At 54.3% G+C, this 21,826-nt stretch carries 21 protein-coding genes; 13 read left to right on the top strand and 8 right to left on the bottom strand.

Translation table 11 applies throughout. From position 1 onward, the window contains the following. The first annotated feature begins 76 nt into the window (after positions 1-76). A complete protein-coding gene (gene msrB / locus LCS67_RS12825; RefSeq protein WP_001519539.1) occupies positions 77-490 on the top strand; it encodes a peptide-methionine (R)-S-oxide reductase MsrB in 414 nt (137 codons plus the stop codon). A 41-nt stretch (positions 491-531) separates the two neighbouring features. Then, on the top strand, positions 532-810 hold the full coding sequence (locus LCS67_RS12820; RefSeq protein ID WP_001046864.1) for a YeaC family protein: 279 nt from the start codon (positions 532-534) through the stop codon (positions 808-810). 350 nt (positions 811-1,160) lie between these two features. Here the strand turns inward: LCS67_RS12820 and pncA are convergent, their stop codons facing one another. From pncA to sppA, 3 genes are all read right to left on the bottom strand, one after another. Beyond that, positions 1,161-1,817: a bifunctional nicotinamidase/pyrazinamidase gene (gene pncA, locus LCS67_RS12815; RefSeq protein ID WP_000184706.1), complete on the bottom strand. Its 657-nt coding sequence runs from the start codon at positions 1,815-1,817 to the stop codon at positions 1,161-1,163. A 26-nt stretch (positions 1,818-1,843) separates the two neighbouring features. Then, a complete protein-coding gene (gene ansA / locus LCS67_RS12810; RefSeq protein WP_001170136.1) occupies positions 1,844-2,860 on the bottom strand; it encodes an asparaginase in 1,017 nt (338 codons plus the stop codon). Positions 2,861-2,955: 95 nt separating this feature from the next. Next, positions 2,956-4,812, bottom strand: coding sequence for a signal peptide peptidase SppA (sppA, locus tag LCS67_RS12805; RefSeq protein ID WP_031565766.1), 1,857 nt, complete (start codon positions 4,810-4,812; stop codon positions 2,956-2,958). 173 nt (positions 4,813-4,985) lie between these two features. Here sppA and LCS67_RS12800 point away from each other — a divergent pair, with 173 nt between their 5' ends. The 3 genes from LCS67_RS12800 (at position 4,986) to topB (ending at position 8,652) form a co-directional block, all read left to right on the top strand. Then, entirely contained in the window at positions 4,986-5,537 is a 552-nt protein-coding gene (locus LCS67_RS12800; RefSeq protein WP_000339305.1) for an NAD(P)H nitroreductase, read from the top strand. Between the two features lie 117 nt (positions 5,538-5,654). Further along, positions 5,655-6,698 (top strand): selenide, water dikinase SelD, encoded by a 1,044-nt coding sequence (gene selD / locus LCS67_RS12795; protein ID WP_001294888.1) that lies wholly within the window; start codon positions 5,655-5,657, stop codon positions 6,696-6,698. Between the two features lie 4 nt (positions 6,699-6,702). Further along, positions 6,703-8,652 carry a DNA topoisomerase III gene (topB, locus tag LCS67_RS12790; protein ID WP_031565776.1) on the top strand — a complete coding sequence of 650 codons (1,950 nt, stop codon included), beginning with the start codon at positions 6,703-6,705 and terminating at the stop codon, positions 8,650-8,652. A 29-nt stretch (positions 8,653-8,681) separates the two neighbouring features. Here the strand turns inward: topB and gdhA are convergent, their stop codons facing one another. Then, the gene (gdhA, locus tag LCS67_RS12785) at positions 8,682-10,025 is read right to left on the bottom strand and encodes an NADP-specific glutamate dehydrogenase (protein ID WP_000372865.1); all 1,344 of its coding nucleotides are present in this window, start codon (positions 10,023-10,025) and stop codon (positions 8,682-8,684) included. A gap of 238 nt (positions 10,026-10,263) precedes the next feature. On the opposite strand from gdhA, the gene LCS67_RS12780 reads away from it, so the two are divergent. After that, positions 10,264-10,539 carry a YnjH family protein gene (locus LCS67_RS12780; protein WP_000336847.1) on the top strand — a complete coding sequence of 92 codons (276 nt, stop codon included), beginning with the start codon at positions 10,264-10,266 and terminating at the stop codon, positions 10,537-10,539. Here the strand turns inward: LCS67_RS12780 and LCS67_RS12775 are convergent. Both LCS67_RS12775 and xthA read right to left on the bottom strand, forming a co-directional pair. Then, positions 10,499-10,915 (bottom strand): pyrimidine (deoxy)nucleoside triphosphate diphosphatase, encoded by a 417-nt coding sequence (locus LCS67_RS12775; RefSeq protein ID WP_000592140.1) that lies wholly within the window; start codon positions 10,913-10,915, stop codon positions 10,499-10,501. The genes LCS67_RS12780 and LCS67_RS12775 overlap by 41 nt on opposite strands. A 72-nt stretch (positions 10,916-10,987) precedes the next feature. Then, a complete protein-coding gene (gene xthA / locus LCS67_RS12770; RefSeq protein ID WP_000673954.1) occupies positions 10,988-11,794 on the bottom strand; it encodes an exodeoxyribonuclease III in 807 nt (268 codons plus the stop codon). Positions 11,795-12,238: 444 nt separating this feature from the next. Here xthA and LCS67_RS12765 point away from each other — a divergent pair, with 444 nt between their 5' ends. The 6 genes from LCS67_RS12765 to spy all read left to right on the top strand — a co-directional run bounded on the left by LCS67_RS12765 (position 12,239) and on the right by spy (position 19,087). Then, positions 12,239-13,465, top strand: a complete 1,227-nt coding sequence (locus LCS67_RS12765; protein WP_031565788.1) for an aspartate aminotransferase family protein — start codon at positions 12,239-12,241, stop codon at positions 13,463-13,465. Beyond that, on the top strand, positions 13,456-14,490 hold the full coding sequence (gene astA / locus LCS67_RS12760) for an arginine N-succinyltransferase (RefSeq protein WP_001263885.1): 1,035 nt from the start codon (positions 13,456-13,458) through the stop codon (positions 14,488-14,490). Before LCS67_RS12765 ends, astA begins: the two co-directional genes overlap by 10 nt. After that, a complete protein-coding gene (astD, locus tag LCS67_RS12755; protein ID WP_000177263.1) occupies positions 14,487-15,965 on the top strand; it encodes a succinylglutamate-semialdehyde dehydrogenase in 1,479 nt (492 codons plus the stop codon). The genes astA and astD overlap by 4 nt, the downstream gene beginning before the upstream one ends. After that, positions 15,962-17,305, top strand: a complete 1,344-nt coding sequence (gene astB / locus LCS67_RS12750; RefSeq protein ID WP_000123941.1) for an N-succinylarginine dihydrolase — start codon at positions 15,962-15,964, stop codon at positions 17,303-17,305. Before astD ends, astB begins: the two co-directional genes overlap by 4 nt. Further along, positions 17,298-18,266, top strand: a complete 969-nt coding sequence (astE, locus tag LCS67_RS12745) for a succinylglutamate desuccinylase (protein WP_000368445.1) — start codon at positions 17,298-17,300, stop codon at positions 18,264-18,266. Before astB ends, astE begins: the two co-directional genes overlap by 8 nt. 335 nt (positions 18,267-18,601) lie before the next feature. Next, a complete protein-coding gene (spy, locus tag LCS67_RS12740) occupies positions 18,602-19,087 on the top strand; it encodes an ATP-independent periplasmic protein-refolding chaperone Spy (protein ID WP_001228998.1) in 486 nt (161 codons plus the stop codon). A gap of 74 nt (positions 19,088-19,161) precedes the next feature. Here spy and cho read toward each other — a convergent pair whose 3' ends face one another. Further along, the gene (gene cho / locus LCS67_RS12735; protein WP_001518228.1) at positions 19,162-20,043 is read right to left on the bottom strand and encodes an excinuclease Cho; all 882 of its coding nucleotides are present in this window, start codon (positions 20,041-20,043) and stop codon (positions 19,162-19,164) included. 120 nt (positions 20,044-20,163) lie between these two features. After that, positions 20,164-20,991, bottom strand: a complete 828-nt coding sequence (gene nadE, locus LCS67_RS12730; protein WP_000174980.1) for an ammonia-dependent NAD(+) synthetase — start codon at positions 20,989-20,991, stop codon at positions 20,164-20,166. Between the two features lie 218 nt (positions 20,992-21,209). Between nadE and osmE the strand changes: the two genes are divergently transcribed. Then, positions 21,210-21,551 (top strand): osmotically-inducible lipoprotein OsmE, encoded by a 342-nt coding sequence (gene osmE / locus LCS67_RS12725; RefSeq protein WP_001039301.1) that lies wholly within the window; start codon positions 21,210-21,212, stop codon positions 21,549-21,551. Positions 21,552-21,826 lie beyond the last annotated feature (275 nt).

Below are 21,826 nucleotides of genomic sequence, written 5' to 3'. Positions count from 1 at the left end.
AGTTGGTACTGAGGTGTTAATGTTTTGTTAGAATCGGTCGGGCAATGTGAGAACGTTTAAAGTGAGATGTGAGCAAATGGCTAACCAACCTTCAGCAGAAGAACTCAAGAAAAAATTGTCCGAAATGCAATTCTATGTGACGCAGGATCGTGGCACAGAACCGCCATTTACCGGACGCCTGCTACATAATAAACGCGATGGGGTTTATCACTGCCTGGTCTGTGATACGCCGCTTTTTCACTCCCACACCAAATACGATTCAGGCTGCGGCTGGCCTAGCTTTTACCAGCCTGTCAGCGAAGAGGCGATTCGTTACATAGACGATTTTTCTCATGGCATGCAGCGTGTCGAAATTCGTTGCGGTAACTGCGATGCGCATCTCGGACACGTTTTCCCGGATGGTCCGCAGCCAACCGGTGAGCGCTATTGCGTTAATTCGGCCTCGCTAGCCTTTTCTGACGAGAAAAACGGCGATCAACTGAAAGGCTGAAAAAACGATTCAGCAAATTATTCCACAGGAGCGGACACATCATGAATCTTGATGAGATCATTAACAGCATGACGCCGGAAGTGTATCAACGTTTATCCACCGCCGTTGAGCTGGGTAAATGGCCGGATGGCGTGGCGTTGACGCCGGAACAGAAAGAAAACAGCCTGCAACTGGTGATGCTATGGCAGGCGCGGCACAATACCGAAGCGCAACATATGACGATCGATACTCACGGCCAGATGGTGATGAAAAGCAAGCAGCAGCTCAAAGCGGATTTCGGTATTACGTCAAAGCCGATTGCGACATTGAAAATGCAGTAACGACAGCCGGATAAGAGGTAGTCGCCATCCGGTGGTTTCATTGCCAATGCGTTGTGCTTACCGGGCCTGCTCATTGCTGCCAGACACAGGCCCGCCATATTTTTACGAATAACGCTTAATGTCCAGCGAGTCCGCCAGCTGTGTCGCTAACTGATTATTGTCATCGGTGGCCTATTCCCGGAACATTGCGCCGGCCAGCCCGCGCTTTTTAATCTGTTTCGTTAGAAGCGCTCTCCAGCCTGCGTTGAGCTTTGCTTGGTAGCGACGCTGACGTGATGTATCCGGCCCACAGATCTATGCAATGGTCTCACCGTTGCGTGATGTATTGACCGGATACGATACCTGCTCCGCTACCTGGCGACAGCCTGGCCCTGCGTCTCTTCCCAGTCTGCCAGCGTATACAGCGTCGCGCCTGCCGCCGCCATCTCCATAAACGCGTGTGCGCTATCCTGCGGGTGAATATTCACGCCGCGACAGCCATCGGTGATAACGTTAACGGCATAGCCCAACTCTAGCGCATCCAGCACCGTAAATTTTACGCAGTAATCGGTCGCCAACCCCATCACGATAAGCTCGGTAACGTCATGCTCGCAAAGCCAGGTATCAAGGGTAGTTTTCTGCCGATGTTCGTTGTCAAAAAACGCGCTGTAGCTATCAATCAGCGGGTTTTCACCCTTATAGATGCAGGCGTCAATCGCATGTTGGTTAAGCAGGGGATGTAACGCCGCGCCGTCGGTATGTTGAACGCAGTGATCCGGCCAGAGCGTTTGCGGCAGCCCGTCCAGCTTTCCCTGACTATAGGGTTCCGCCTGATGCTGGCTGGCGAAGCTGCCATGCTGCGCGGGATGCCAGTCCTGGCTGGCCAGCACCGGAATCTGCCGGGGCTGGCACCAGTCAATAAGAGCGTTGGCGATGTCGATGGTGCTGTCGCCTTCCGCTACAGCCAGCGCGCCGCCGGCGCAAAAGTCATTTTGCAAGTCGACCAGTAATAAGGCCCGGTTTGTCATTATCTTCTCCTTGTCGTCGGGATTTTTTAATCATCCGGCGTCAATTCACCACGCAAGTTTTGCGCCATCGCGCTACGAATCGCCTGAGTGTCCAGACCCTGGCTTAACAAATAATGCAGTTTGGTTAAGGTAGCTTCGACAGTCATATCGGCACCGCCAATCACGCCAGCGTGCGCCAGCGCATTACCGGTAGCGTACCCGCCCATATTGACTCGCCCTGACATGCATTGCGTCAGGTTAACCACCACGATGCCGCGCGAACTGGCCTCTTTCAGCTCCTGTAAAAACGCTTTATTTTGCGGCGCGTTGCCTACGCCATAAGAGCGCAGAATCAGCGCTTTTACCGGCTGACGCAGAAAGTTACGTACTACCTCGGCGGAAATCCCCGGATAAATCGTCACTACGCCTATCGGTTGCGGCGTAATAGGGTGTACGATTAATTCACCAGAACCGTAGGGCGCGGGAGGCGTATTTAAACGGCGAATGTGAATTCCTGCTTCCAGCAAGGGCGGCAGATTAGGAGAGGCAAAAGCGTCAAAACCATCCGCATGGGCTTTGGTCGTGCGATTGCCGCGGAACAGACGATTATTAAAAAACAGCGTTACTTCATTAACAGGATAGTTGGCGGCGACATAAAGCGCATTCAGCAAATTAATTTGCCCGTCGGAGCGCAGCTCAGCCAGCGGAATTTGTGACCCTGTCACAATAACTGGTTTACCCAGATTTTCCAGCATGAAAGAGAGCGCCGATGCGGTAAACGCCATCGTGTCGGTGCCGTGCAGAATAACAAAACCGTCATACTCATCGTAGTGCGCTTTGATATCTGCAGCGATATGCTGCCAGTCTTCCGGCGTCATATCTGATGAATCCATCAGCGGGGCATATTCATGGATGGTAAAATCCGGCATCTCCGGGCGGTGGAATTCCGGCATCAGCGCCAGCTGACGCTGAAGATGCCCGGACACCGGGATATACCCTTTATCTGAGCGCTGCATACCGATAGTACCGCCGGTATAGGCAACGTAAATTGATTTCTTTTGCATGATAATGTTCAGTCGTGTCGCGAAGGACGTATTAATGATTATCGGATGGCGGCTATGAGCAGACGCCGCCATCCGGTATGGCTATTGATGAAGCATTAGCGAACGTTCGCGCAAGTCAAACAGAACGCATAACGGTTTTGCGGATCGTTAAATGCCGCCAGTTTATCCCCCTCGGCCTTCAGCGTGTTGGCGGCGGAAACGAGCGGCGCCGGGAGCATCGCCTGAATGGCCTCCGGCAGCATGGCGCGTACTGATCCGGTCATACTGTCCATGACCATATCAAGGACCGTCGGTTCGTCCTGATAGTAATCAAGATGCCACTGTTTCAGTTTCGCCAGCTCCGCCGCTTTGGTGACGGCGTCGTCAAAGTCGCCGAGACTGTCCACCAGACCATTGGCTTTCGCGTCTTCTCCGGTCCAGACATGGCCTTGTGCAATTTTATCAATCTGCTCCGGCGTACGCTTACGCGCGTCTGCTACCAGCGTGATAAAGCGTTTGTAGCCGTACTCAATACTGAGTTGCATCATCTGCTGCACTTCCGGTGACAGCGCTTTGGTCATCGAAATATCCGCCAGCGGCGAGGTGGAAACGCCGTCGCTGTGTACGCCAATCGACGACAGGCTGTTTTCTACCGTATTGATGACGCCGAAGATGCCAATTGAACCCGTCAGCGTGCTGGGGCTGGCCACGATATAGTTTGCTGGCGTAGAGATCCAGTAACCGCCGGAGGCCGCCATACCGCCCATTGAGACCACCACCGGTTTGCCGGCCGCTCTTGCCGCCGCCAGTTCGGCGCGGATAACTTCGGAGGCGTTGACGCTCCCGCCTGGGCTATTGACGCGCAGCACAATCGCTTTCACTTTAGGATCAAGGCGTGCGTCGCGGATCTGCGATGCCGTAGTGTCGCCGCCGACATTCCCTGGCGTTTCTTCGCCATCCATAATCGCGCCATTGGCGAAAATAACCGCAATAGTACCGCCGGTATCCGCAGGCGTTTTCAGCGAATAATCGTAATAACTGATCGCGCGATAGTTATTTTCGGTTTTACTCCAGCCAAACTGCTTCGTCAGCGCTTTTTCAACATCTGCGCTGGAGGCGAGGGCGTCCACCAGTTTATGGTCGAGCGCATATTTGGCGGTGTCACCGCCCACGCTGGTTAACCCGTCGATAATAGCCTGGGCGCCGGGGAAGAGTTGTTGCGGCGAAATCTGGCGATTGGCGGAAACGGTATGCAGGTAGTTCTGCCACAGTTCGCCTATCCAGCGGCTGTCGGCCTCGCGGGCGGCGGGCGACATATCGTCGCGGATAAACGGCTCAACGGCGGATTTATAGGTGCCGACCCGGAAAACGTGGGTAGAGACTTTCAGCTTATCCAGCAGCGTTTTGTAGTACAGGCCATTCGTAGCGAAGCCGTGAAGATCTACCTGACCCTGTGGGGAAAGCCAAATTTTATTGGCGAAACTGGCGAGGTAATACTGACCCTGGCTGTAGTTTTCACCCACGGCAAAAATCGGTTTGCCGCTGTCGCGGAATTCGCGCAGCGCTTTACCGATATAGCGCATTGACGGCTGATCGGCGCCGGTGAAGTTTTTCAGATCCAGAACGATACCAGTGATGTTACGGTCATCTTTCGCCTGACGAATAGCGTTGACGATGTCAAACAGGGAGTTTTCCTGCAGACGGTCGGAGCTGGCGCCAAATAACTGGCGACCCAGCGCGCCCAGACGGTGATTGGTGGACGGTTTATCCACAATGACGCCGGAAATATCCAGCAGCAGAGCGCCGCGCGCGGTTTGCTCACTGTTGCTGCCGTTACCGATCTGCATCCAGATCCCAACGCCCACCAGGACCAGAAAAATAAAGAACAGGTTGAGTACCATTTCACGGACGAAGTTCAACACTCGCCACGTCCATTTAAAAAATCCGGCAATAAATCGCCACAGGGTTCGCATGTATTCTCCCTATCTGAGTAACAACGCTTATACCTTGGTGAGGATAAAGCATTAAGATGTGGCTATCGTAATGACCCATCAGGCAGTTGTCAGCAGGAATCACTGCCTGCGCTGTAACAAAATCCGCTCCCGTGTTAATTTTGTGAATAAATATCATTGCTGGAGTTAATCAAATGGATGCACTAGAACTGCTGATCAACCGTCGTAGCGCCTCTCGTCTCGCAGAACCGGCGCCTGTCGGAGAGCAATTACAGAACATTCTGCGGGCGGGAATGCGTGTTCCCGATCATAAATCTCTACAGCCGTGGCGTTTTTTTGTGATTGAAGGAGAGGGGCGCGACCGCTTCAGCGCCGTGCTTGAACAAGGCGCTGTCGCTGCTGGGGGCGATGAGAAAGCGAACGAAAAAGCGCGTAACGCGCCGTTTCGTGCGCCGCTGATCATTACCGTGGTGGCGAAATGCGAAGAAAACCATAAGGTTCCGGTGTGGGAACAGGAGATGTCTGCCGGATGTGCGGTAATGGCGATGCAAATGGCGGCGATTGCGCAAGGGTTTAATGGTATCTGGCGTAGCGGTGCATTAACGGAGAGCGCTATCGTGCGGGAAGCCTTTGAGTGCCGCCCTCAGGATAAAATTGTTGGTTTTCTCTATCTCGGCACGCCGCAGCTCAAAGCGTCAACGACGATCAGTACCCCCGACCCCACGCCGTTTGTGCGTTATTTCTGACGCTGAGGGATAAAACTGTCTGGATTCTGAGCAAAGGCGCGGTAATTCAGACAGTGATACTTACCACATCAGGGAATGAGCGCTACCATAGCGCGAATGCAATGACAGGAGATGTCCATGAGCGAGCAAGCCATTCGTTTAACGCAATACAGCCACGGCGCTGGTTGCGGTTGTAAAATTTCCCCTAAAGTGCTGGAGACTATCCTGCATAGCGAGCAGGCGAAGTTCGTCGACCCGAACCTGCTGGTGGGTAATGAAACCCGCGATGATGCGGCGGTTTACGATCTGGGTAATGGCACCAGTATTATCAGCACCACCGACTTCTTTATGCCGATAGTCGACAACCCGTTCGATTTTGGCCGCATTGCGGCAACAAACGCCATCAGCGATATTTTTGCGATGGGCGGCAAACCGATTATGGCGATCGCGATCCTTGGCTGGCCGATTAATACCCTGTCGCCCGATATTGCGCGTGAAGTGACCGAGGGGGGGCGCTTTGCCTGCCGTCAGGCCGGTATCGCGCTGGCGGGCGGACACTCTATTGACGCCCCGGAGCCGATCTTTGGTCTCGCGGTCACAGGCGTAGTGCCGACCGAACGGGTGAAGAAAAACAGTACCGCGCAGGCGGGATGCAAGCTCTTTCTGACCAAACCGTTGGGGATTGGCGTGTTGACCACCGCCGAGAAAAAATCGCTGCTTAAGCCTGAACATCAGGGGCTGGCGACGGAAGTCATGTGTCGGATGAACATTGCTGGCGCGGCGTTTGCCAATATCGACGGCGTAAAAGCTATGACTGACGTTACCGGTTTTGGCCTGCTGGGGCACCTGAGCGAGATGTGCCAGGGCGCAGGTGTGCAGGCGCTGCTTTGCTATCAGGACATCCCTAAACTGCCGGGCGTGGAAGAGTATATTGCTCTGGGCGCCGTACCGGGCGGCACAGAGCGCAACTTCGCCAGCTATGGTCATCTGATGGGCGACATGTCGCGTGAAGTTCGTAGCCTGCTGTGCGATCCGCAAACGTCAGGCGGTCTGTTGTTGGCGGTAACGCCGGACGCCGAAGACGATGTTAAAGCCACCGCGGCGGAATTTGGTATCGATCTGACCGCGATTGGCGAACTGGTCGAGGCCCGTGGCGGTCGCGCTATGGTTGAGATTCGTTAACCTGATGCGGTTGTTTATTGCCGAAAAACCGAGTCTGGGGCGCGCCATTGCGGATGTGCTGCCAAAACCGCACCGTAAAGGCGATGGTTTTATTGAGTGCGGAAACGGGCAGGTCGTCACCTGGTGTATTGGTCATTTGCTGGAACAGGCGCAGCCGGATGCGTATGACAGCCGTTATGCGCGCTGGAATCTGGCTGACCTGCCTATCGTGCCGGAAAAATGGCAGCTTCAGCCTCGTCCTTCCGTCACCAAACAGCTCAATGTGATTAAGCGCTTTTTGTATCAAGCCGGTGAAATTATTCACGCCGGCGACCCGGATCGCGAAGGACAGCTTCTGGTTGATGAAGTGCTGGATTATCTCCAGCTTCCTGCCGAAAAGCGCCAGCAGGTACGGCGTTGTCTGATAAACGACCTTAACCCGCAGGCGGTCGAGCGTGCTATTGACAGGCTGCGGGCGAACAGCGACTTCGTGCCGCTGTGCGTCTCCGCGCTGGCGCGAGCGCGAGCGGACTGGCTGTATGGCATTAATATGACCCGCGCTTACACGATCCTGGGCCGTAATGCCGGCTATCAGGGTGTGTTATCCGTGGGACGCGTACAGACGCCGGTACTGGGGCTGGTGGTGCGGCGAGACGAAGAGATTGAGAACTTCGTCGCCAAAGACTTCTTTGAAGTGAAGGCGCACATCGTTACGCCTGCCGACGAGCGTTTTACCGCTATCTGGCAGCCGAGCGAGGCGTGCGAACCTTATCAGGATGAAGAGGGGCGCTTGCTTCATCGTCCGCTGGCGGAGCATGTGGTGAACCGAATCAACGGTCAGCCCGCGCTGGTAACCAGTTATAATGATAAACGGGAATCAGAATCCGCGCCGCTGCCGTTTTCGCTCTCGACGCTACAGATTGAAGCCGCCAAACGCTTTGGCCTGAGCGCGCAAAACGTGCTTGATATTTGTCAGAAGCTCTATGAAACCCACAAACTGATTACCTATCCGCGTTCCGACTGCCGTTATCTGCCGGAAGAACACTTTGCCGGACGGCAGGCGGTCATGAACGCGATTAGCGTCCACGCCCCGGATTTACTGCCGCAGCCTGTGGTTAATCCTGATACGCGCAATCGCTGCTGGGATGACAAAAAAGTGGATGCGCACCACGCGATTATCCCGACGGCGCGCAGTTCTTCTGTCCATCTGACGGAAAACGAAGCGAAAGTGTACACCCTGATTGCGCGTCAGTATCTGATGCAGTTCTGCCCGGACGCGGTGTTTCGTAAATGCGTTATTGAACTGGAAATCGCCAAAGGAAAATTTGTCGCCAAAGCGCGTTTTCTGGCGGAGGCCGGTTGGCGGACGTTACTGGGCAGTAAAGAGCGCGACGAGGAAAACGACGGTACGCCGCTGCCGGTTGTCGCCAAAGGTGATGAGTTGCTGTGTGAAAAGGGGGAAGTGGTCGAGCGCCAAACCCAGCCGCCGCGTCATTTCACCGATGCGACATTGCTTTCCGCGATGACCGGAATTGCCCGCTTCGTGCAGGATAAAGATCTGAAAAAGATCCTGCGCGCGACCGATGGGCTGGGGACGGAAGCCACGCGCGCCGGGATTATTGAGCTGCTGTTCAAACGTAGCTTTCTGACCAAAAAAGGGCGCTACATTCATTCTACCGATGCTGGCAAAGCGTTAATACATTCGCTGCCGGAAATGGCGGCCCGTCCAGATATGACCGCGCACTGGGAATCTGTTTTGACGCAAATCAGCGAAAAGCAGTGCCGTTACCAGGATTTTATGCAACCGCTGGTCGGCACGTTATATCAGCTGATCGATCAGGCTAAGCGCACGCCGGTGAAGCGCTTCAGAGGGATAGTCGCGCCAGGCGGTGGAGACAAGAAAAAGAGCGCGCCGCGTAAGCGAGCGGGCAAAAAAAGCCCGCCTGCTGAGGAGACAGGCCGTCAGACCGAATAAGCGTAAAGCCATCTGGCCTGACGACGGGATTAAATGACGCCCTGCGCCAGCATGGCGTCGGCGACTTTCACGAAACCGGCGATGTTGGCGCCCTGAACGTAGTTGGTATGCTTATTATCGCCGCCGTACTCGACACAGGCGTGGTGGATATCCAGCATAATGTGATGCAGACGGGCATCCACTTTCTCGGCTTTCCAGCTCAACCGCGCGGCGTTCTGCGCCATTTCCAGCCCTGATGTCGCCACGCCGCCCGCGTTGGCGGCTTTACCCGGCGCAAACAGTACGCCCGCTTCAAGGAAGAGATCGGTCGCTTCAATCGTGGTTGGCATATTTGCCCCTTCCGCCACGGCTTTTACGCCATTGGCAATCAGTACGCGCGCGGCGTCAACGTCCAGTTCGTTCTGCGTCGCGCATGGCAGGGCGATATCCACCGGTACGCTCCAGGGCTGCTGGCCTTCCAGATAGGTTAAGCCAAACTCACGGGCGTAGTCAGCGACGCGACCGTCACGGCTGGCTTTAATTTCACACAGACGCGCCAGCTTCTCTGGCGTGAAGCCACTTTCATCGACCACTGTCCCGCTCGAATCCGACGCGGTAACCACGCGCGCGCCAAAGGCCATCGCTTTCTCAATGGCGTATTGCGCTACGTTGCCGGAGCCGGACACGGCGACGCGCATCCCTTCGAAACCGAGACCATGACGTTTAAGCATCGCTTCGGTGAAGTAGACCAGGCCATAACCCGTCGCCTCCGGGCGAATCAGACTGCCGCCGAAGGAAAGCCCTTTGCCGGTGAAGACGCAGGCGCTGTTATTGGAAAGCTTGCGCATCATTCCCGCCATAAAGCCCACTTCGCGCCCGCCCACGCCGATATCCCCGGCAGGCACGTCGGTATCCGGCCCTAAATGGCGATACAGTTCAGTCATTAGCGCCTGGCAGAAACGCATCACTTCGCCTTCGCTTTTCCCTTTCGGATCGAAATCGCTGCCGCCTTTACCGCCGCCCATCGGCAACGTGGTGAGGGCATTTTTAAAGGTTTGCTCAAAGCCGAGGAACTTAAGGATGGAAAGGTTTACCGAAGGATGGAAGCGCATACCGCCTTTATAGGGGCCGATAGCAGAGTTGAACTGCACGCGCCAGGCGCGATTTACCTGCACCTGGTTTTTGTCGTCCAGCCACACTACGCGAAACTGAATTACGCGCTCTGGTTCAACCAAACGTTCCAGTAAAGACATGTGGCGGTAACGGGGGTTTTGTTCAAGAAACGGCCACAGGGTGGTCATGACTTCACGGACGGCTTGCGCGAACTCGGTTTGATGCGGGTCGCGCTTTTGTACATGGTTGAGGAACGATTCCAGAGAACATGTCTGATCCATAGATATAAAAACCTCTTATATATTAATGTGGTTGTATTTGCGTTTTATCAGAATATGTATTTGCAGTTTTCGACTATACCATCAGCAATGTGACGGTAAGCAAGAAAAAAATGACGCTGCTAAGTAAATTCATAACGGGGCGAGGGTCATAACTAAAAGCGATGACAAAAGAGGATTAAAGTTTTCACGGCGGCTTACCGTTATACTGAGAATATATTTAGAAAAATAAGGAACTCCTATGTGCCGAAGCCTCGTGGTCGCCGTGATGGCTATAATGCCAATGGTCGGGCTGGCAAACCAGAACAGTCGTCCTGATATTCAGGTGAATGTCCCGCCGGAAGTTTTCAGCACGCGCGGTCAGTCATCCCAGCCCTGCATTCAGTGCTGCGTTTACCAGGATCAGAATTACTCCGAAGGCGCGGTAATCAAAGTGGAAGGCGTCTTGCTCCAGTGCCAGCGTGACGAAAAAACCATCAGCACGAATCCGTTAGTCTGGCGTCGCGTAAAGCCATAAACGCCTGCAATAGCGGAATATCCGCCGGGGCGAGGGGGTACTCCAGCGCCTCTTCCGGCGTACACCAGGCTAATGCCTGATGTTCCAGCGCACGTATCAGACCGTTAAACGCAGGCACATGCCAGGCGTGCAAATGAATCCGTCGGCCAGACACGTCGCGTTGATGGCTGGCGATATAGATGCCGGGCGTGGCGTCAATCCCTAACTCTTCGCGTAGCTCGCGGATAAGCGCCTGCGGCTGGGTTTCGCCGGGCTCGACTTTACCGCCGGCAAACTCCCATAAACCGGCTTGATCCGCATGATCTGGGCGCTGGGCCAGCAGAATTTTGCCGTCGCGTTCAATGATGGCGGCAACAACATCGAGTTTTTTTATCATTGTCGTTAAGGTCGTTATTCCTGCCGGGAAGCGTCGCGCTATCCCGGCCTTACGGTTAATCAGAAAGCGAAATCAAACACGAAACGTCGCCCAGACCGGCGCATGGTCGGAGGGTTTTTCCATACTGCGAATGTCGTAGTCAATACCGGTTTCTGCGCAACGTTCCGCCAGCGGAGCGCTTGCCAGCAAGAGGTCGATGCGCAGCCCGCGATTATCCACGAAACCTTTTGAGCGGTAATCAAACCACGAAAATTTATCCATTGTTTGCGGATTCGCCTGACGGAACGTGTCCACTAATCCCCACTTCAGTAACCGCGACATCCATTCACGCTCCTCCGGCAGGAAGGAGCATTTACCGGTACGCAGCCAGCGTTTGCGGTTCTCTTCGCCGATGCCAATATCCAGATCGGTCGGGCTGATATTCATGTCGCCCATAATTAATACCGGATTATCACACTTGAGTTCCGTTTCAAGATAGTTTTGCAAGTTCTGATAAAACTGCGCTTTCGCGGGGAACTTCAACGGATGATCCCGGCTTTCCCCCTGCGGGAAATAGCCGTTAATGACGGTGATATTACCCAGCGGCGAGGGGATTTCCGCCATGATAATGCGGCGTTGCGCCTCTTCGCCATCATCCGGGAAACCGCGTCTGACGGAAATGGGCGTGGCTTTTGTTAGCAGCGCGACGCCGTAATGGCCTTTTTGTCCATGATAGAAAACGTTATAGCCCAGCTTCGCGACCTCTTCGAGCGGGAACATTTCGTCGTGGACTTTTGTCTCCTGTAGACCGATCACATCGGGCTGGTGTTTTTCGACAATCGCTTCAAGCTGATGGGGACGGGCGCGCAGGCCGTTGATATTAAAAGAGACAAATTTCATAGTCACTGCCACTTTGCAAGGTGAATCGTGTTGGGATGGTAGCAGAAATTTTACCGGGTGACTGCCACTCATCGTCAGATTCAGCCAATGGAAGCGTATGGTGTTTTCTATAGCGCGAAAATGGCACGGTTTGCGTGCAGATGCGCCAGAACGGGGCGGTAATTTCCAGTAAATTTCGTATAAGATCACAATTCCAGAATTATATTTGGCAACTGAATAATATTTCGCTTTTTCCTCTTTTAGCCACCGATTATGCGGAAATATTCACTTTTCATGCAGTAAAAGTGAATATCGCTACGCTGTAACCCATTGATTTACCGTCTATCACTTCTGTTTATGCAATTTTAACGCTGGCTGGCACGAATGCTGCAATCTACATTTACAGCGCAAACACTCATATTAATTAACATATATATAACTTTATTTTTACCAAAAGAGGTCGCTATGTCTCTGTCAGTTACGCGCGAAAACTTTGATGAATGGATGGTGCCGGTATATGTTCCCGCGCCTTTTATTCCTGTACGCGGAGAAGGCTCACGCCTGTGGGATCAGCAGGGGAAAGAGTACATTGATTTTGCTGGCGGGATCGCGGTCAACGCATTGGGACATGCGCATCCGGCGTTGCGCGAGGCGTTAAATGAACAGGCGAATCGCTTCTGGCATACCGGGAACGGTTACACCAATGAGCCGGCGCTGCGACTGGCGAAAAAACTGATCGACGCGACCTTCGCCGAACGCGTTTTCTTTTGTAATTCAGGCGCTGAAGCAAATGAAGCAGCATTAAAACTGGCGCGCAAATATGCCCACGATCGTGTCGGCAATCATAAAAGCGGCATTGTGGCCTTTAAAAACGCGTTCCATGGTCGCACGCTCTTTACCGTCAGCGCTGGCGGTCAACCCTCCTATTCACAGGACTTTGCGCCGCTGCCGCCGGATATTCGTCATGCAGCCTATAACGATCTGAACTCCGCCAGCGCGCTAATTGATGACAATACCTGCGCCGTGATCGTAGAGCCTGTGCAGGGCGAGGGCGGCGTGATCCCCGCCACGAAAGCTTTTTTGCAGGGGCTGCGTGAATTGTGCGACCGGCATCAGGCGTTACTGATTTTTGATGAGGTGCAGACGGGCGTCGGACGTACCGGCGAACTGTATGCATATATGCATTATGGCGTTACGCCCGATATCCTGACGACCGCTAAAGCGTTGGGTGGCGGCTTCCCGATCGGCGCGATGCTGACCACGCAAGACTATGCCAGCGTTATGACGCCAGGCACGCATGGCACCACCTACGGCGGTAATCCGCTGGCGACGGCAGTTGCCGGAAAAGTACTGGATATCATCAATACGCCGGAGATGCAAAACGGCGTCAGACAGCGCCACGATGCGTTTATTGAACGTCTAAATACCCTTAATGTACGTTTTGGCATGTTCAGTGAAATTCGCGGGCTGGGGCTACTGCTTGGCTGTGTGCTACAGACGGAGTTTGCCGGAAAAGCCAAACTCATCGCTCAGGAAGCGGCAAAAGCAGGCGTGATGGTGCTCATCGCCGGCGGCGACGTGGTGCGTTTTGCGCCAGCGTTAAATGTGAGCGACGAGGAGATAGCCACCGGGCTTGATCGTTTTGCCCTGGCGTGCGAACGCCTTCAGACGGGAGGCGCATCATGCGGGTGATTCGTCCTGTCGAACATGCGGATATCGCCGCGCTGATGCAGCTTGCAGGCAAAACGGGCGGCGGCTTAACCTCGCTACCGGCAAATGAAGCGACGCTGGCGGCCCGCATTGAACGCGCGCTAAAAACCTGGTCCGACGAGCTGCCAAAAGGCGAACAAGGGTATGTATTCGTTCTCGAGGACAGTGAAACGGGTGAGGTCGGCGGGATCTGCGCCATTGAGGTCGCGGTCGGTCTTAACGACCCCTGGTATAACTATCGTGTCGGTACGCTGGTTCATGCCTCCAAAGAGCTGAATGTATATAACGCGTTGCCAACATTATTCCTGAGTAATGATCATACCGGCAGCAGTGAGCTTTGCACGCTGTTTCTCGATCCCGAATGGCGTAAAGAGGGTAACGGCTACCTGTTGTCAAAATCGCGCTTTATGTTTATGGCCGCGTTTCGCGATAAATTCAATGAGAAAGTGGTGGCGGAAATGCGCGGCGTCATTGACGAGCACGGTTATTCTCCCTTCTGGCAAAGTCTCGGCAAACGCTTTTTTTCTATGGATTTCAGCCGGGCGGATTTTTTATGCGGTACCGGGCAAAAAGCGTTTATCGCCGAGCTGATGCCCAAACATCCTATTTATACCCACTTCTTATCTGAAGAGGCACAGGCCGTAATTGGCGAAGTCCACCCGCAAACGGCGCCAGCCCGCGCGGTGCTGGAAAAGGAAGGCTTTCGCTATCGCCACTATATCGACATCTTCGACGGCGGGCCGACGCTGGAGTGTGATATTGATCGCGTGCGGGCTATTCGTAAAAGCCGACTGGTGGAAGTCGCGGAAGGGCAACCCGCGCCTGGCGACTATCCGGCATGTCTGGTCGCCAATGAAAACTATCACCACTTTCGGGCCGCGCTGGTGCGCGCCGATCCGCAGACTTCACGACTTGTACTTACCGCCGCGCAGTTGGATGCGCTGAAATGTCGCGCGGGCGACCACGTTCGGCTGGTACGCCTTTGCGCTGAGGAGAAAACCGTATGACGCTATGGATAAACGGCGACTGGATAACCGGTCAGGGCGAACGCCGCCGCAAAACGAATCCGGTGAGCGCGGAGATACTTTGGCAGGGGAATGACGCTAATGCGGCACAGGTCGCCGAGGCCTGTCAGGCGGCGCGCGCGGCGTTTCCTCGTTGGGCCAGAGAGCCTTTTGCCGCACGACAGGCTATCGTAGAGAAATTTGCCGCCCTGCTGGAGGCGCATAAAGCCGAGCTCACGGAGGTCATCGCACGTGAAACCGGTAAACCGCGCTGGGAGGCGGCGACGGAAGTGACGGCGATGATCAATAAGATTGCCATCTCGATTAAGGCTTACCACGCCAGAACCGGCGAACAAAAAAGCGAACTTGTCGATGGCGCCGCGACGTTGCGCCATCGCCCTCACGGTGTGCTGGCGGTATTCGGCCCTTATAACTTTCCCGGCCATTTACCGAATGGCCATATTGTGCCCGCGTTGCTGGCAGGCAATACGCTGATCTTCAAACCTAGCGAGCTAACGCCATGGACCGGGGAAACGGTAATAAAACTCTGGGAACGGGCGGGGCTACCGGCAGGCGTTCTTAATCTGGTGCAGGGCGGTCGGGAGACCGGACAAGCGCTAAGTTCGCTCGACGATCTCGACGGGCTGCTGTTTACCGGCAGCGCCAGTACCGGATATCAGCTTCATCGCCAGCTATCCGGCCAGCCGGAAAAAATCCTGGCCCTTGAAATGGGCGGAAACAACCCGCTCATTATTGAGGATGCGGCAAATATAGATGCGGCGGTACATCTGACGCTGCAATCGGCGTTTATTACCGCCGGACAGCGCTGTACCTGCGCGCGACGCCTTCTGGTAAAACAGGGTGCGCAGGGAGATGCATTTCTGACGCGGCTGGTTGACGTCGCCGGACGTCTGCAGCCCGGCAGATGGGACGACGATCCGCAGCCGTTTATCGGCGGACTGATTTCAGCGCAGGCGGCACAGCATGTGATGGAGGCCTGGCGTCAACGAGAGGCATTAGGCGGTCGCACGCTACTGGCGCCGCGGAAGGTCAAAGAGGGGACCTCTCTGCTGACGCCTGGCATCATTGAGCTGACGGGCGTCGCGGATGTGCCGGATGAAGAGGTGTTTGGTCCGCTGCTGAACGTCTGGCGTTATGCGCATTTCGATGAGGCGATTCGTCTGGCGAATAATACCCGTTTTGGTCTGTCGTGTGGGCTGGTGTCGACGGATCGCGCGCAGTTCGAACAGCTCTTGCTGGAGGCACGGGCAGGGATCGTTAACTGGAATAAACCGCTCACCGGGGCAGCGAGTACTGCGCCGTTTGGTGGTGTCGGCGCGTCTGGCAACCATCGGCCCAGCGCCTGGTATGCCGCCGATTATTGCGCTTGGCCGATGGCCAGTCTGGAATCTCCCGAACTGACGTTGCCTGCGACATTAAGCCCCGGCCTCGACTTTTCTCGCAGGGAGGCGGTATGACGGCGCATGAAGTTAATTTTGACGGGCTGGTGGGGCTTACGCACCATTATGCCGGGCTATCCTTCGGCAATGAGGCATCGACCCGCCACCGTTTTCAGGTGTCGAATCCTCGTCTGGCGGTAAAGCAGGGGCTGCTAAAGATGAAGGCTTTGGCGGATGCCGGCTTTCCCCAGGCGGTGATCCCGCCGCATGAGCGGCCTTTTATTCCGGCGTTGCGTCAGCTCGGCTTCACGGGTAGCGATGAGCAGATTCTGGATAAGGTTGCGCGTCAGGCGCCACGCTGGCTTTCCAGCGTGAGTTCCGCGTCGCCAATGTGGGTTGCGAATGCGGCGACGGTTTGCCCATCGGCAGACGCGCTGGATGGGAAAGTTCACCTGACGGTGGCGAATTTAAACAATAAATTTCATCGCGCTCTTGAGGCGCCTGTTACCGAAGCGCTGCTACGCGCCATATTTCGCGATGAAAACCAGTTTTCAGTGCATAGCGCGTTACCGCAGGTCGCATTATTGGGAGATGAAGGCGCGGCGAATCATAACCGTCTGGGCGGCGAGTATGGTTCGGCAGGCGTGCAGCTTTTTGTCTATGGGCGCGAAGAGGAGAATGAAATACGACCCGCTCGTTATCCGGCGCGCCAGAGCCGCGAAGCCAGCGAGGCCGTGGCGCGTCTTAACCAGGTGAATCCGCAACAGGTTATCTTCGCTCAGCAAAACCCGGAGGTCATCGATCAAGGCGTATTCCATAATGATGTCATCGCCGTTTCGAATCGACAGGTATTGTTTTGTCACGAAGCGGCGTTTGCCCGGCAGAAAGTGCTCATTAATCAGTTGCGTACGCGCGTTGACGGTTTTATGGCGATAGAGGTGCCCGCCGGAGAGGTTTCTGTATCAGATGCTGTGGCGACCTACCTGTTTAATAGTCAGTTGTTAAGCCGTGACGACGGCTCAATGCTGTTAGTGTTGCCGCGGGAATGTCAGGACCATGTCGGCGTCTGGCGCTATCTGAATAAGCTGGTGGCGGAGGATAACCCCATCAGCGCGATGCAGGTGTTTGATTTGCGAGAAAGTATGGCCAACGGCGGCGGCCCGGCCTGTCTGCGATTACGCGTGGTGTTAACAAAAGAAGAACGACGGGCGGTGAATCCAGCGGTAATGATGAATGACGCTCTGTTTACGGCCCTTAACGCGTGGGCGGATCGTTATTATCGCGATCGCCTGACCGCCGCCGATCTGGCCGATCCGTTATTATTGCGAGAAGGCCGGGAGGCGCTGGATGTGTTAACGCATCTGCTGGATTTGGGGTCGGTTTATCCTTTCCAGCAAACGGGGGCGGCTGATGGATAACTTTCTGGCGTTGACGCTAAGCGGCACGACACCACGGGTGACGCAGGGGAAGGGCGCGGGTTTTCGCTGGCGCTGGTTAGGCCATGGTCTGCTTGAATTCACGCCCGATGCGCCGGTCGACCGCGCGTTAATTCTTTCTGCGGGGATACACGGCAATGAAACCGCGCCGGTAGAGATGCTGGATAAGCTGCTGTCGGCGCTGTTCTCAGGCAGCTTGATGTTAACGTGGCGAGTGCTGGTGATGCTCGGCAATCCGCAGGCGCTGGCGGCGGGAATACGCTATTGTCACAGCGATATGAACCGTATGTTTGGCGGGCGTTGGCAGTCCTTTGCCGAAAGCGATGAAGCGCGGCGGGCGCGTGAGCTGGAGCTAAGTCTGGAGACCTTCTTTTCATCTGGCCAGGCGCGGGTACGCTGGCATCTGGATCTGCATACCGCCATTCGTGGCTCGCATCATTTGCGTTTTGGCGTATTGCCGCAGCGCGACCGCCCGTGGGAGGCGGATTTTCTGGCGTGGCTGGGCGCGGCAGGACTGGAGGCGTTGGTATTTCATCAGGCGCCCGGCGGTACGTTTACGCACTTTAGCTCTGAACATTTCGGCGCGCTTTCCTGTACGCTGGAGTTGGGAAAGGCGTTGCCGTTTGGGCAAAACGATCTGACGCAGTTCAATGTAACCTCGCAGGCGTTGTCGGCGCTGCTGAGCGGTGTCGAAACGTCAAGCTCATCTTCGCCGCCGCTACGCTATCGGGTGGTGTCGCAAATCACGCGTCACAGCGACAAGTTCACGCTTTATATGGATGCGCAAACGCTGAATTTTACTGCCTTTGCGAAGGGAACGTTGCTGGCCGAGGAGGGGGATAAGCGCGTAACGGTGACGCATGACGTTGAATATGTTCTCTTTCCTAATCCCTCTGTCGCCTGCGGATTGCGGGCTGGATTAATGCTGGAAAGACTGCCCTGATAAATGTCCCTGTAAGCTCACGTTAGGATTACAGGGATGATTTGGGATACAGTTTCATGCTATTACGGATTATTCCTGGAGAATTGCTTTATTAATAAGCGTTGCTGCGTTATAGTTCTGCATAATTTCTGCTATATCATGCTGCTGTATATTTATCTTTCAACTCTGCGCAATTTATTCTTTTTTTCTTCACAATTGGCGAAAAAGTGTTTTTTATACTTTCATTGTTTTACCGTTGTTATGACTAATTGACGCTAAGACGGTTAAAGTTAATCACGACAACACGGCGCTGTTTTAAATATGCCGTAAAAATAACTGAAAGGAAGGATGGAAATATGCGTAAACTGACTGCTCTATTTGTTGCCTCTACCCTGGCGATGGGTGCTGCGAATCTGGCTCATGCCGCTGAGACTACCACCGCCGCGCCAGCGGATGCGAAGCCAATGATGCAGCATAAAGGTAAATTTGGCCCACATCACGATATGATGTTTAAAAACCTGAACCTGACGGACGCACAGAAGCAACAAATTCGCGACATTATGAAAGCGCAGCGCGAGCAAATGAAACGTCCGCTGCTGGAAGAGCGTCGCGCCATGCATGATATTATTGCCAGCGATACCTTCGATAAAGCCAAAGCCGAAGCGCAAATTACGAAAATGGAAGCGCAGCGCAAGGCCAATATGCTGGCGCATATGGAAACCCAGAATAAAATTTATAACGTTCTGACGCCGGAGCAGAAAAAGCAATATAACGCTAATTTTGAGAAGCGTCTGACAGAACGCCCGGCGCAAGAAGGTAAAATGCCTGCTGCGGCAGAATAACTTTCCGCATAATTTAAGACCGCCGGTCTTGTCGACAACACAATCGTTGAGGTGGACAGGATCGGCGGTTTTCTTTATGACTGGCGACAGTCGGTGTGCAGTTCAATGATCTCATATTGACCTGACATTAGTGGTTTACAGAGAATTTTATAGCCATCCTGATCAAAGCCCGCAGGGGTGCGCACCAGGGTGGCGGCCTCATCCAGCGAGGGGACCGCCCCCAGCCATAACCAGTTGTTGATAATATGGAACTGGGTCATTTGCGGGCGGCTCTCTTTTAACGCGATAGCGCCTTTCCAGGGCCAGCAAACCACACGTAACCGTTCCAGCGAGGCCTGCAGACGAAGAAAATGCGCCTGCGGGGTTTCTTGCCCACAGCACGCGCCAGCGCAGCGCTTCAGAGCGAAACGAAAACAGGCGCGCCCACGGCTTACCGGTTCAAGCCCCAGCAGGCCATAACACAATTTTTGTTCATCGGCGAGGTTCTGTAAGCTTTGCAGCGCCGCCCGACGGTTGGCGAAGAGCCCAAACAGGTTCGGCTCATGGGAAAAATCGACGCTGCGGGCGGAAACGACCTCAATCTTTTGTTCGCTCAACTGTAGAGAGCAAAGCTGGCGATTACGCCGTAACCGCTTGTTAAACAGCGGCTGTTGTTCTTTGATCAGCCGTGCCTCCAGCAGCAACGCGCCCATTTCCCCAGCGGTGCAGATCCAGCTTATCCGCCGCGCCTGTCGCAGCATAGCGGCCTCGTCAGGCGTTCGCAGATGTGAGAGCACCCGGCTGCGAATATTTACGCTTTTACCGATATAAAGCGGCAGCGTATCGCTTTCGCTATGAAATATATAGACGCCCGGTAAGGCTGGCGCTTCGCTGAGGAAAGGACGTAAATGTTCTGGATATTCGTAAATGGCCGCCGCTTCAAACTCAAGGCGGGGGGCTGATTGACGCCGTACCACAGTGATCTCCGTTAACTGGTTATTCATCCAGTATAACAGCGGATGGGTGATTAAAAAAGAGGCTGGGAAGAGAGGAGGCCGGATAGACGAGCGATATCCGGCGCAACAGTAGAAGTACGCTTACTTTTTCCAAAAGTCGTCGAATACCGTAATCGGTAAACGGCGCTTATGTTCAGTTTTTACATACCAGCCTTCGATAGTTTTAGCGATGGCGGGGTCCAGCGTTTTGCCTTCCAGGTAATCGTCAATATTGTCATACGTTACGCCCAGCGCGGCTTCATCAGGCAGTGAAGGGCGGTCGTCTTCCAAATCGGCGGTGGGGACTTTTTTATACAGATGCTCAGGACAGCCCAGCGCTGCGAGAAGCTGTTTGCCCTGGCGTTTGTTAAGGCGATGAAGTGGGTTAATATCGGTACCGCCATCGCCATATTTGGTGAAGAACCCGGTTATCGCTTCCGCCGCATGGTCGGTGCCCACCACGACGCCGTGAGTCATACCGGCGATGCTATATTGCGCTTTCATTCGCTCACGCGCTTTTTCATTGCCGCGAACAAAATCGCTCAGCTCAATTCCCGCTTCGCGCAGCGCCTGCTCGCTGGCGAGGACGGCGCCTTTAATATTGACGGTGAGTACTCTGTCCGGCTGAATAAAAGCAATGGCGTCCTGGCAATCCTGTTCATCGGCCTGTACGCCATAAGGCAGACGAACGGCGATAAACTGCAGCGCATTATCACCGGTCTCTTCCCGCAATTCGGCGATAGCCATCTGGCTGAGTTTCCCGGCCAGCGTCGAATCCTGCCCGCCGCTGATGCCTAACACCAGTGATTTCAAAAAGGGATAGGTTTTCAGGTACGCTTTAAGAAAATCCACGCTGCGGCGAATTTCTTCTTCAGGGTTGATATGCGGTTTCGCGCCAAGCGCCTGGATTATCTCTTGCTGCAGAGTCATTTAACCCCCTTCGAAATTAAAAAAATGAATCTTTACCCTGTTAAAGCTAACCCTTCGCCGCTGAAACGACAAGGTTTGGCGGGCTAAGCGGTGTTTAAAACAACATATCGTTGCGTTAGAGAATTTTCCGAAAGGCTTTTTGTGGCGGGTCGCGGCTTGAAAAATATTCTGATGTATTCCAGGCTTACATAACACGCTGATAAACAAGAGGACGGAAAATGAACAAGAACGTAGCAGGAATTTTAAGCGCAGCGGCGGTAATGACTATGCTGGCAGGCTGTACGGCGTATGATCGTACAAAAGACCAATTTGTTGAGCCTGTCGTTAAAGATGTTAAAAAAGGAATGAGCAGGGCACAGGTTGCGCAGATTGCGGGCAAACCGTCATCTGAAGTGAGCATGATTCATGCGCGCGGTACCTGTCAGACCTACATCCTGGGTCAACGTGATGGTAAAGCGGAAACCTACTTTGTTGCGCTGGATGATACTGGGCACGTGATTAACTCCGGCTACCAGACCTGTGCGGAGTACGACACTGACCCACAGGCGCCGAAGCAGTAACAACTGTACATTGCCTGAACATTCAAGGAAACCGGCCTGCGAGCCGGTTTTTTTGTGCCTGCAATAACCTTATTTATTATCGCGAATTATTTACCCGAAATGTGAGGGGGGTCATAACGCCAGGTCAATGAGAGACAATTTAGTGGGTCAAGGAAATACCATCCGGCGGTCCGATCCCGTATACTCATTTCAGCCACCTAAAAAAGTAAATCCGGTTACGCAAGTCGCCCAGAGTATGGATGCAGGTTGAGGCTTGCGGCGTATCTGGTTGACAG

This window comes from Salmonella sp. A7, from assembly GCF_020181675.1.
Lineage (GTDB): Bacteria > Pseudomonadota > Gammaproteobacteria > Enterobacterales > Enterobacteriaceae > Salmonella > Salmonella enterica.
This window is presented reverse-complemented; position numbering and strand designations above follow the sequence as displayed.

Excerpts from the sequence above, each read along its gene's own strand:
- msrB (WP_001519539.1), top strand. The coding sequence starts at position 77 with ATGGCTAACCAACCTTCAGCAGAAGAACTCAAGAAAAAATTGTCCGAA.
- LCS67_RS12820 (WP_001046864.1), top strand. The coding sequence starts at position 532 with ATGAATCTTGATGAGATCATTAACAGCATGACGCCGGAAGTGTATCAA.
- pncA (WP_000184706.1), bottom strand. The coding sequence starts at position 1,817 with ATGACAAACCGGGCCTTATTACTGGTCGACTTGCAAAATGACTTTTGC.
- ansA (WP_001170136.1), bottom strand. The coding sequence starts at position 2,860 with ATGCAAAAGAAATCAATTTACGTTGCCTATACCGGCGGTACTATCGGT.
- sppA (WP_031565766.1), bottom strand. The coding sequence starts at position 4,812 with ATGCGAACCCTGTGGCGATTTATTGCCGGATTTTTTAAATGGACGTGG.
- LCS67_RS12800 (WP_000339305.1), top strand. The coding sequence starts at position 4,986 with ATGGATGCACTAGAACTGCTGATCAACCGTCGTAGCGCCTCTCGTCTC.
- selD (WP_001294888.1), top strand. The coding sequence starts at position 5,655 with ATGAGCGAGCAAGCCATTCGTTTAACGCAATACAGCCACGGCGCTGGT.
- topB (WP_031565776.1), top strand. The coding sequence starts at position 6,703 with ATGCGGTTGTTTATTGCCGAAAAACCGAGTCTGGGGCGCGCCATTGCG.
- gdhA (WP_000372865.1), bottom strand. The coding sequence starts at position 10,025 with ATGGATCAGACATGTTCTCTGGAATCGTTCCTCAACCATGTACAAAAG.
- LCS67_RS12780 (WP_000336847.1), top strand. The coding sequence starts at position 10,264 with ATGTGCCGAAGCCTCGTGGTCGCCGTGATGGCTATAATGCCAATGGTC.
- LCS67_RS12775 (WP_000592140.1), bottom strand. The coding sequence starts at position 10,915 with ATGATAAAAAAACTCGATGTTGTTGCCGCCATCATTGAACGCGACGGC.
- xthA (WP_000673954.1), bottom strand. The coding sequence starts at position 11,794 with ATGAAATTTGTCTCTTTTAATATCAACGGCCTGCGCGCCCGTCCCCAT.
- LCS67_RS12765 (WP_031565788.1), top strand. The coding sequence starts at position 12,239 with ATGTCTCTGTCAGTTACGCGCGAAAACTTTGATGAATGGATGGTGCCG.
- astA (WP_001263885.1), top strand. The coding sequence starts at position 13,456 with ATGCGGGTGATTCGTCCTGTCGAACATGCGGATATCGCCGCGCTGATG.
- astD (WP_000177263.1), top strand. The coding sequence starts at position 14,487 with ATGACGCTATGGATAAACGGCGACTGGATAACCGGTCAGGGCGAACGC.
- astB (WP_000123941.1), top strand. The coding sequence starts at position 15,962 with ATGACGGCGCATGAAGTTAATTTTGACGGGCTGGTGGGGCTTACGCAC.
- astE (WP_000368445.1), top strand. The coding sequence starts at position 17,298 with ATGGATAACTTTCTGGCGTTGACGCTAAGCGGCACGACACCACGGGTG.
- spy (WP_001228998.1), top strand. The coding sequence starts at position 18,602 with ATGCGTAAACTGACTGCTCTATTTGTTGCCTCTACCCTGGCGATGGGT.
- nadE (WP_000174980.1), bottom strand. The coding sequence starts at position 20,991 with ATGACTCTGCAGCAAGAGATAATCCAGGCGCTTGGCGCGAAACCGCAT.
- osmE (WP_001039301.1), top strand. The coding sequence starts at position 21,210 with ATGAACAAGAACGTAGCAGGAATTTTAAGCGCAGCGGCGGTAATGACT.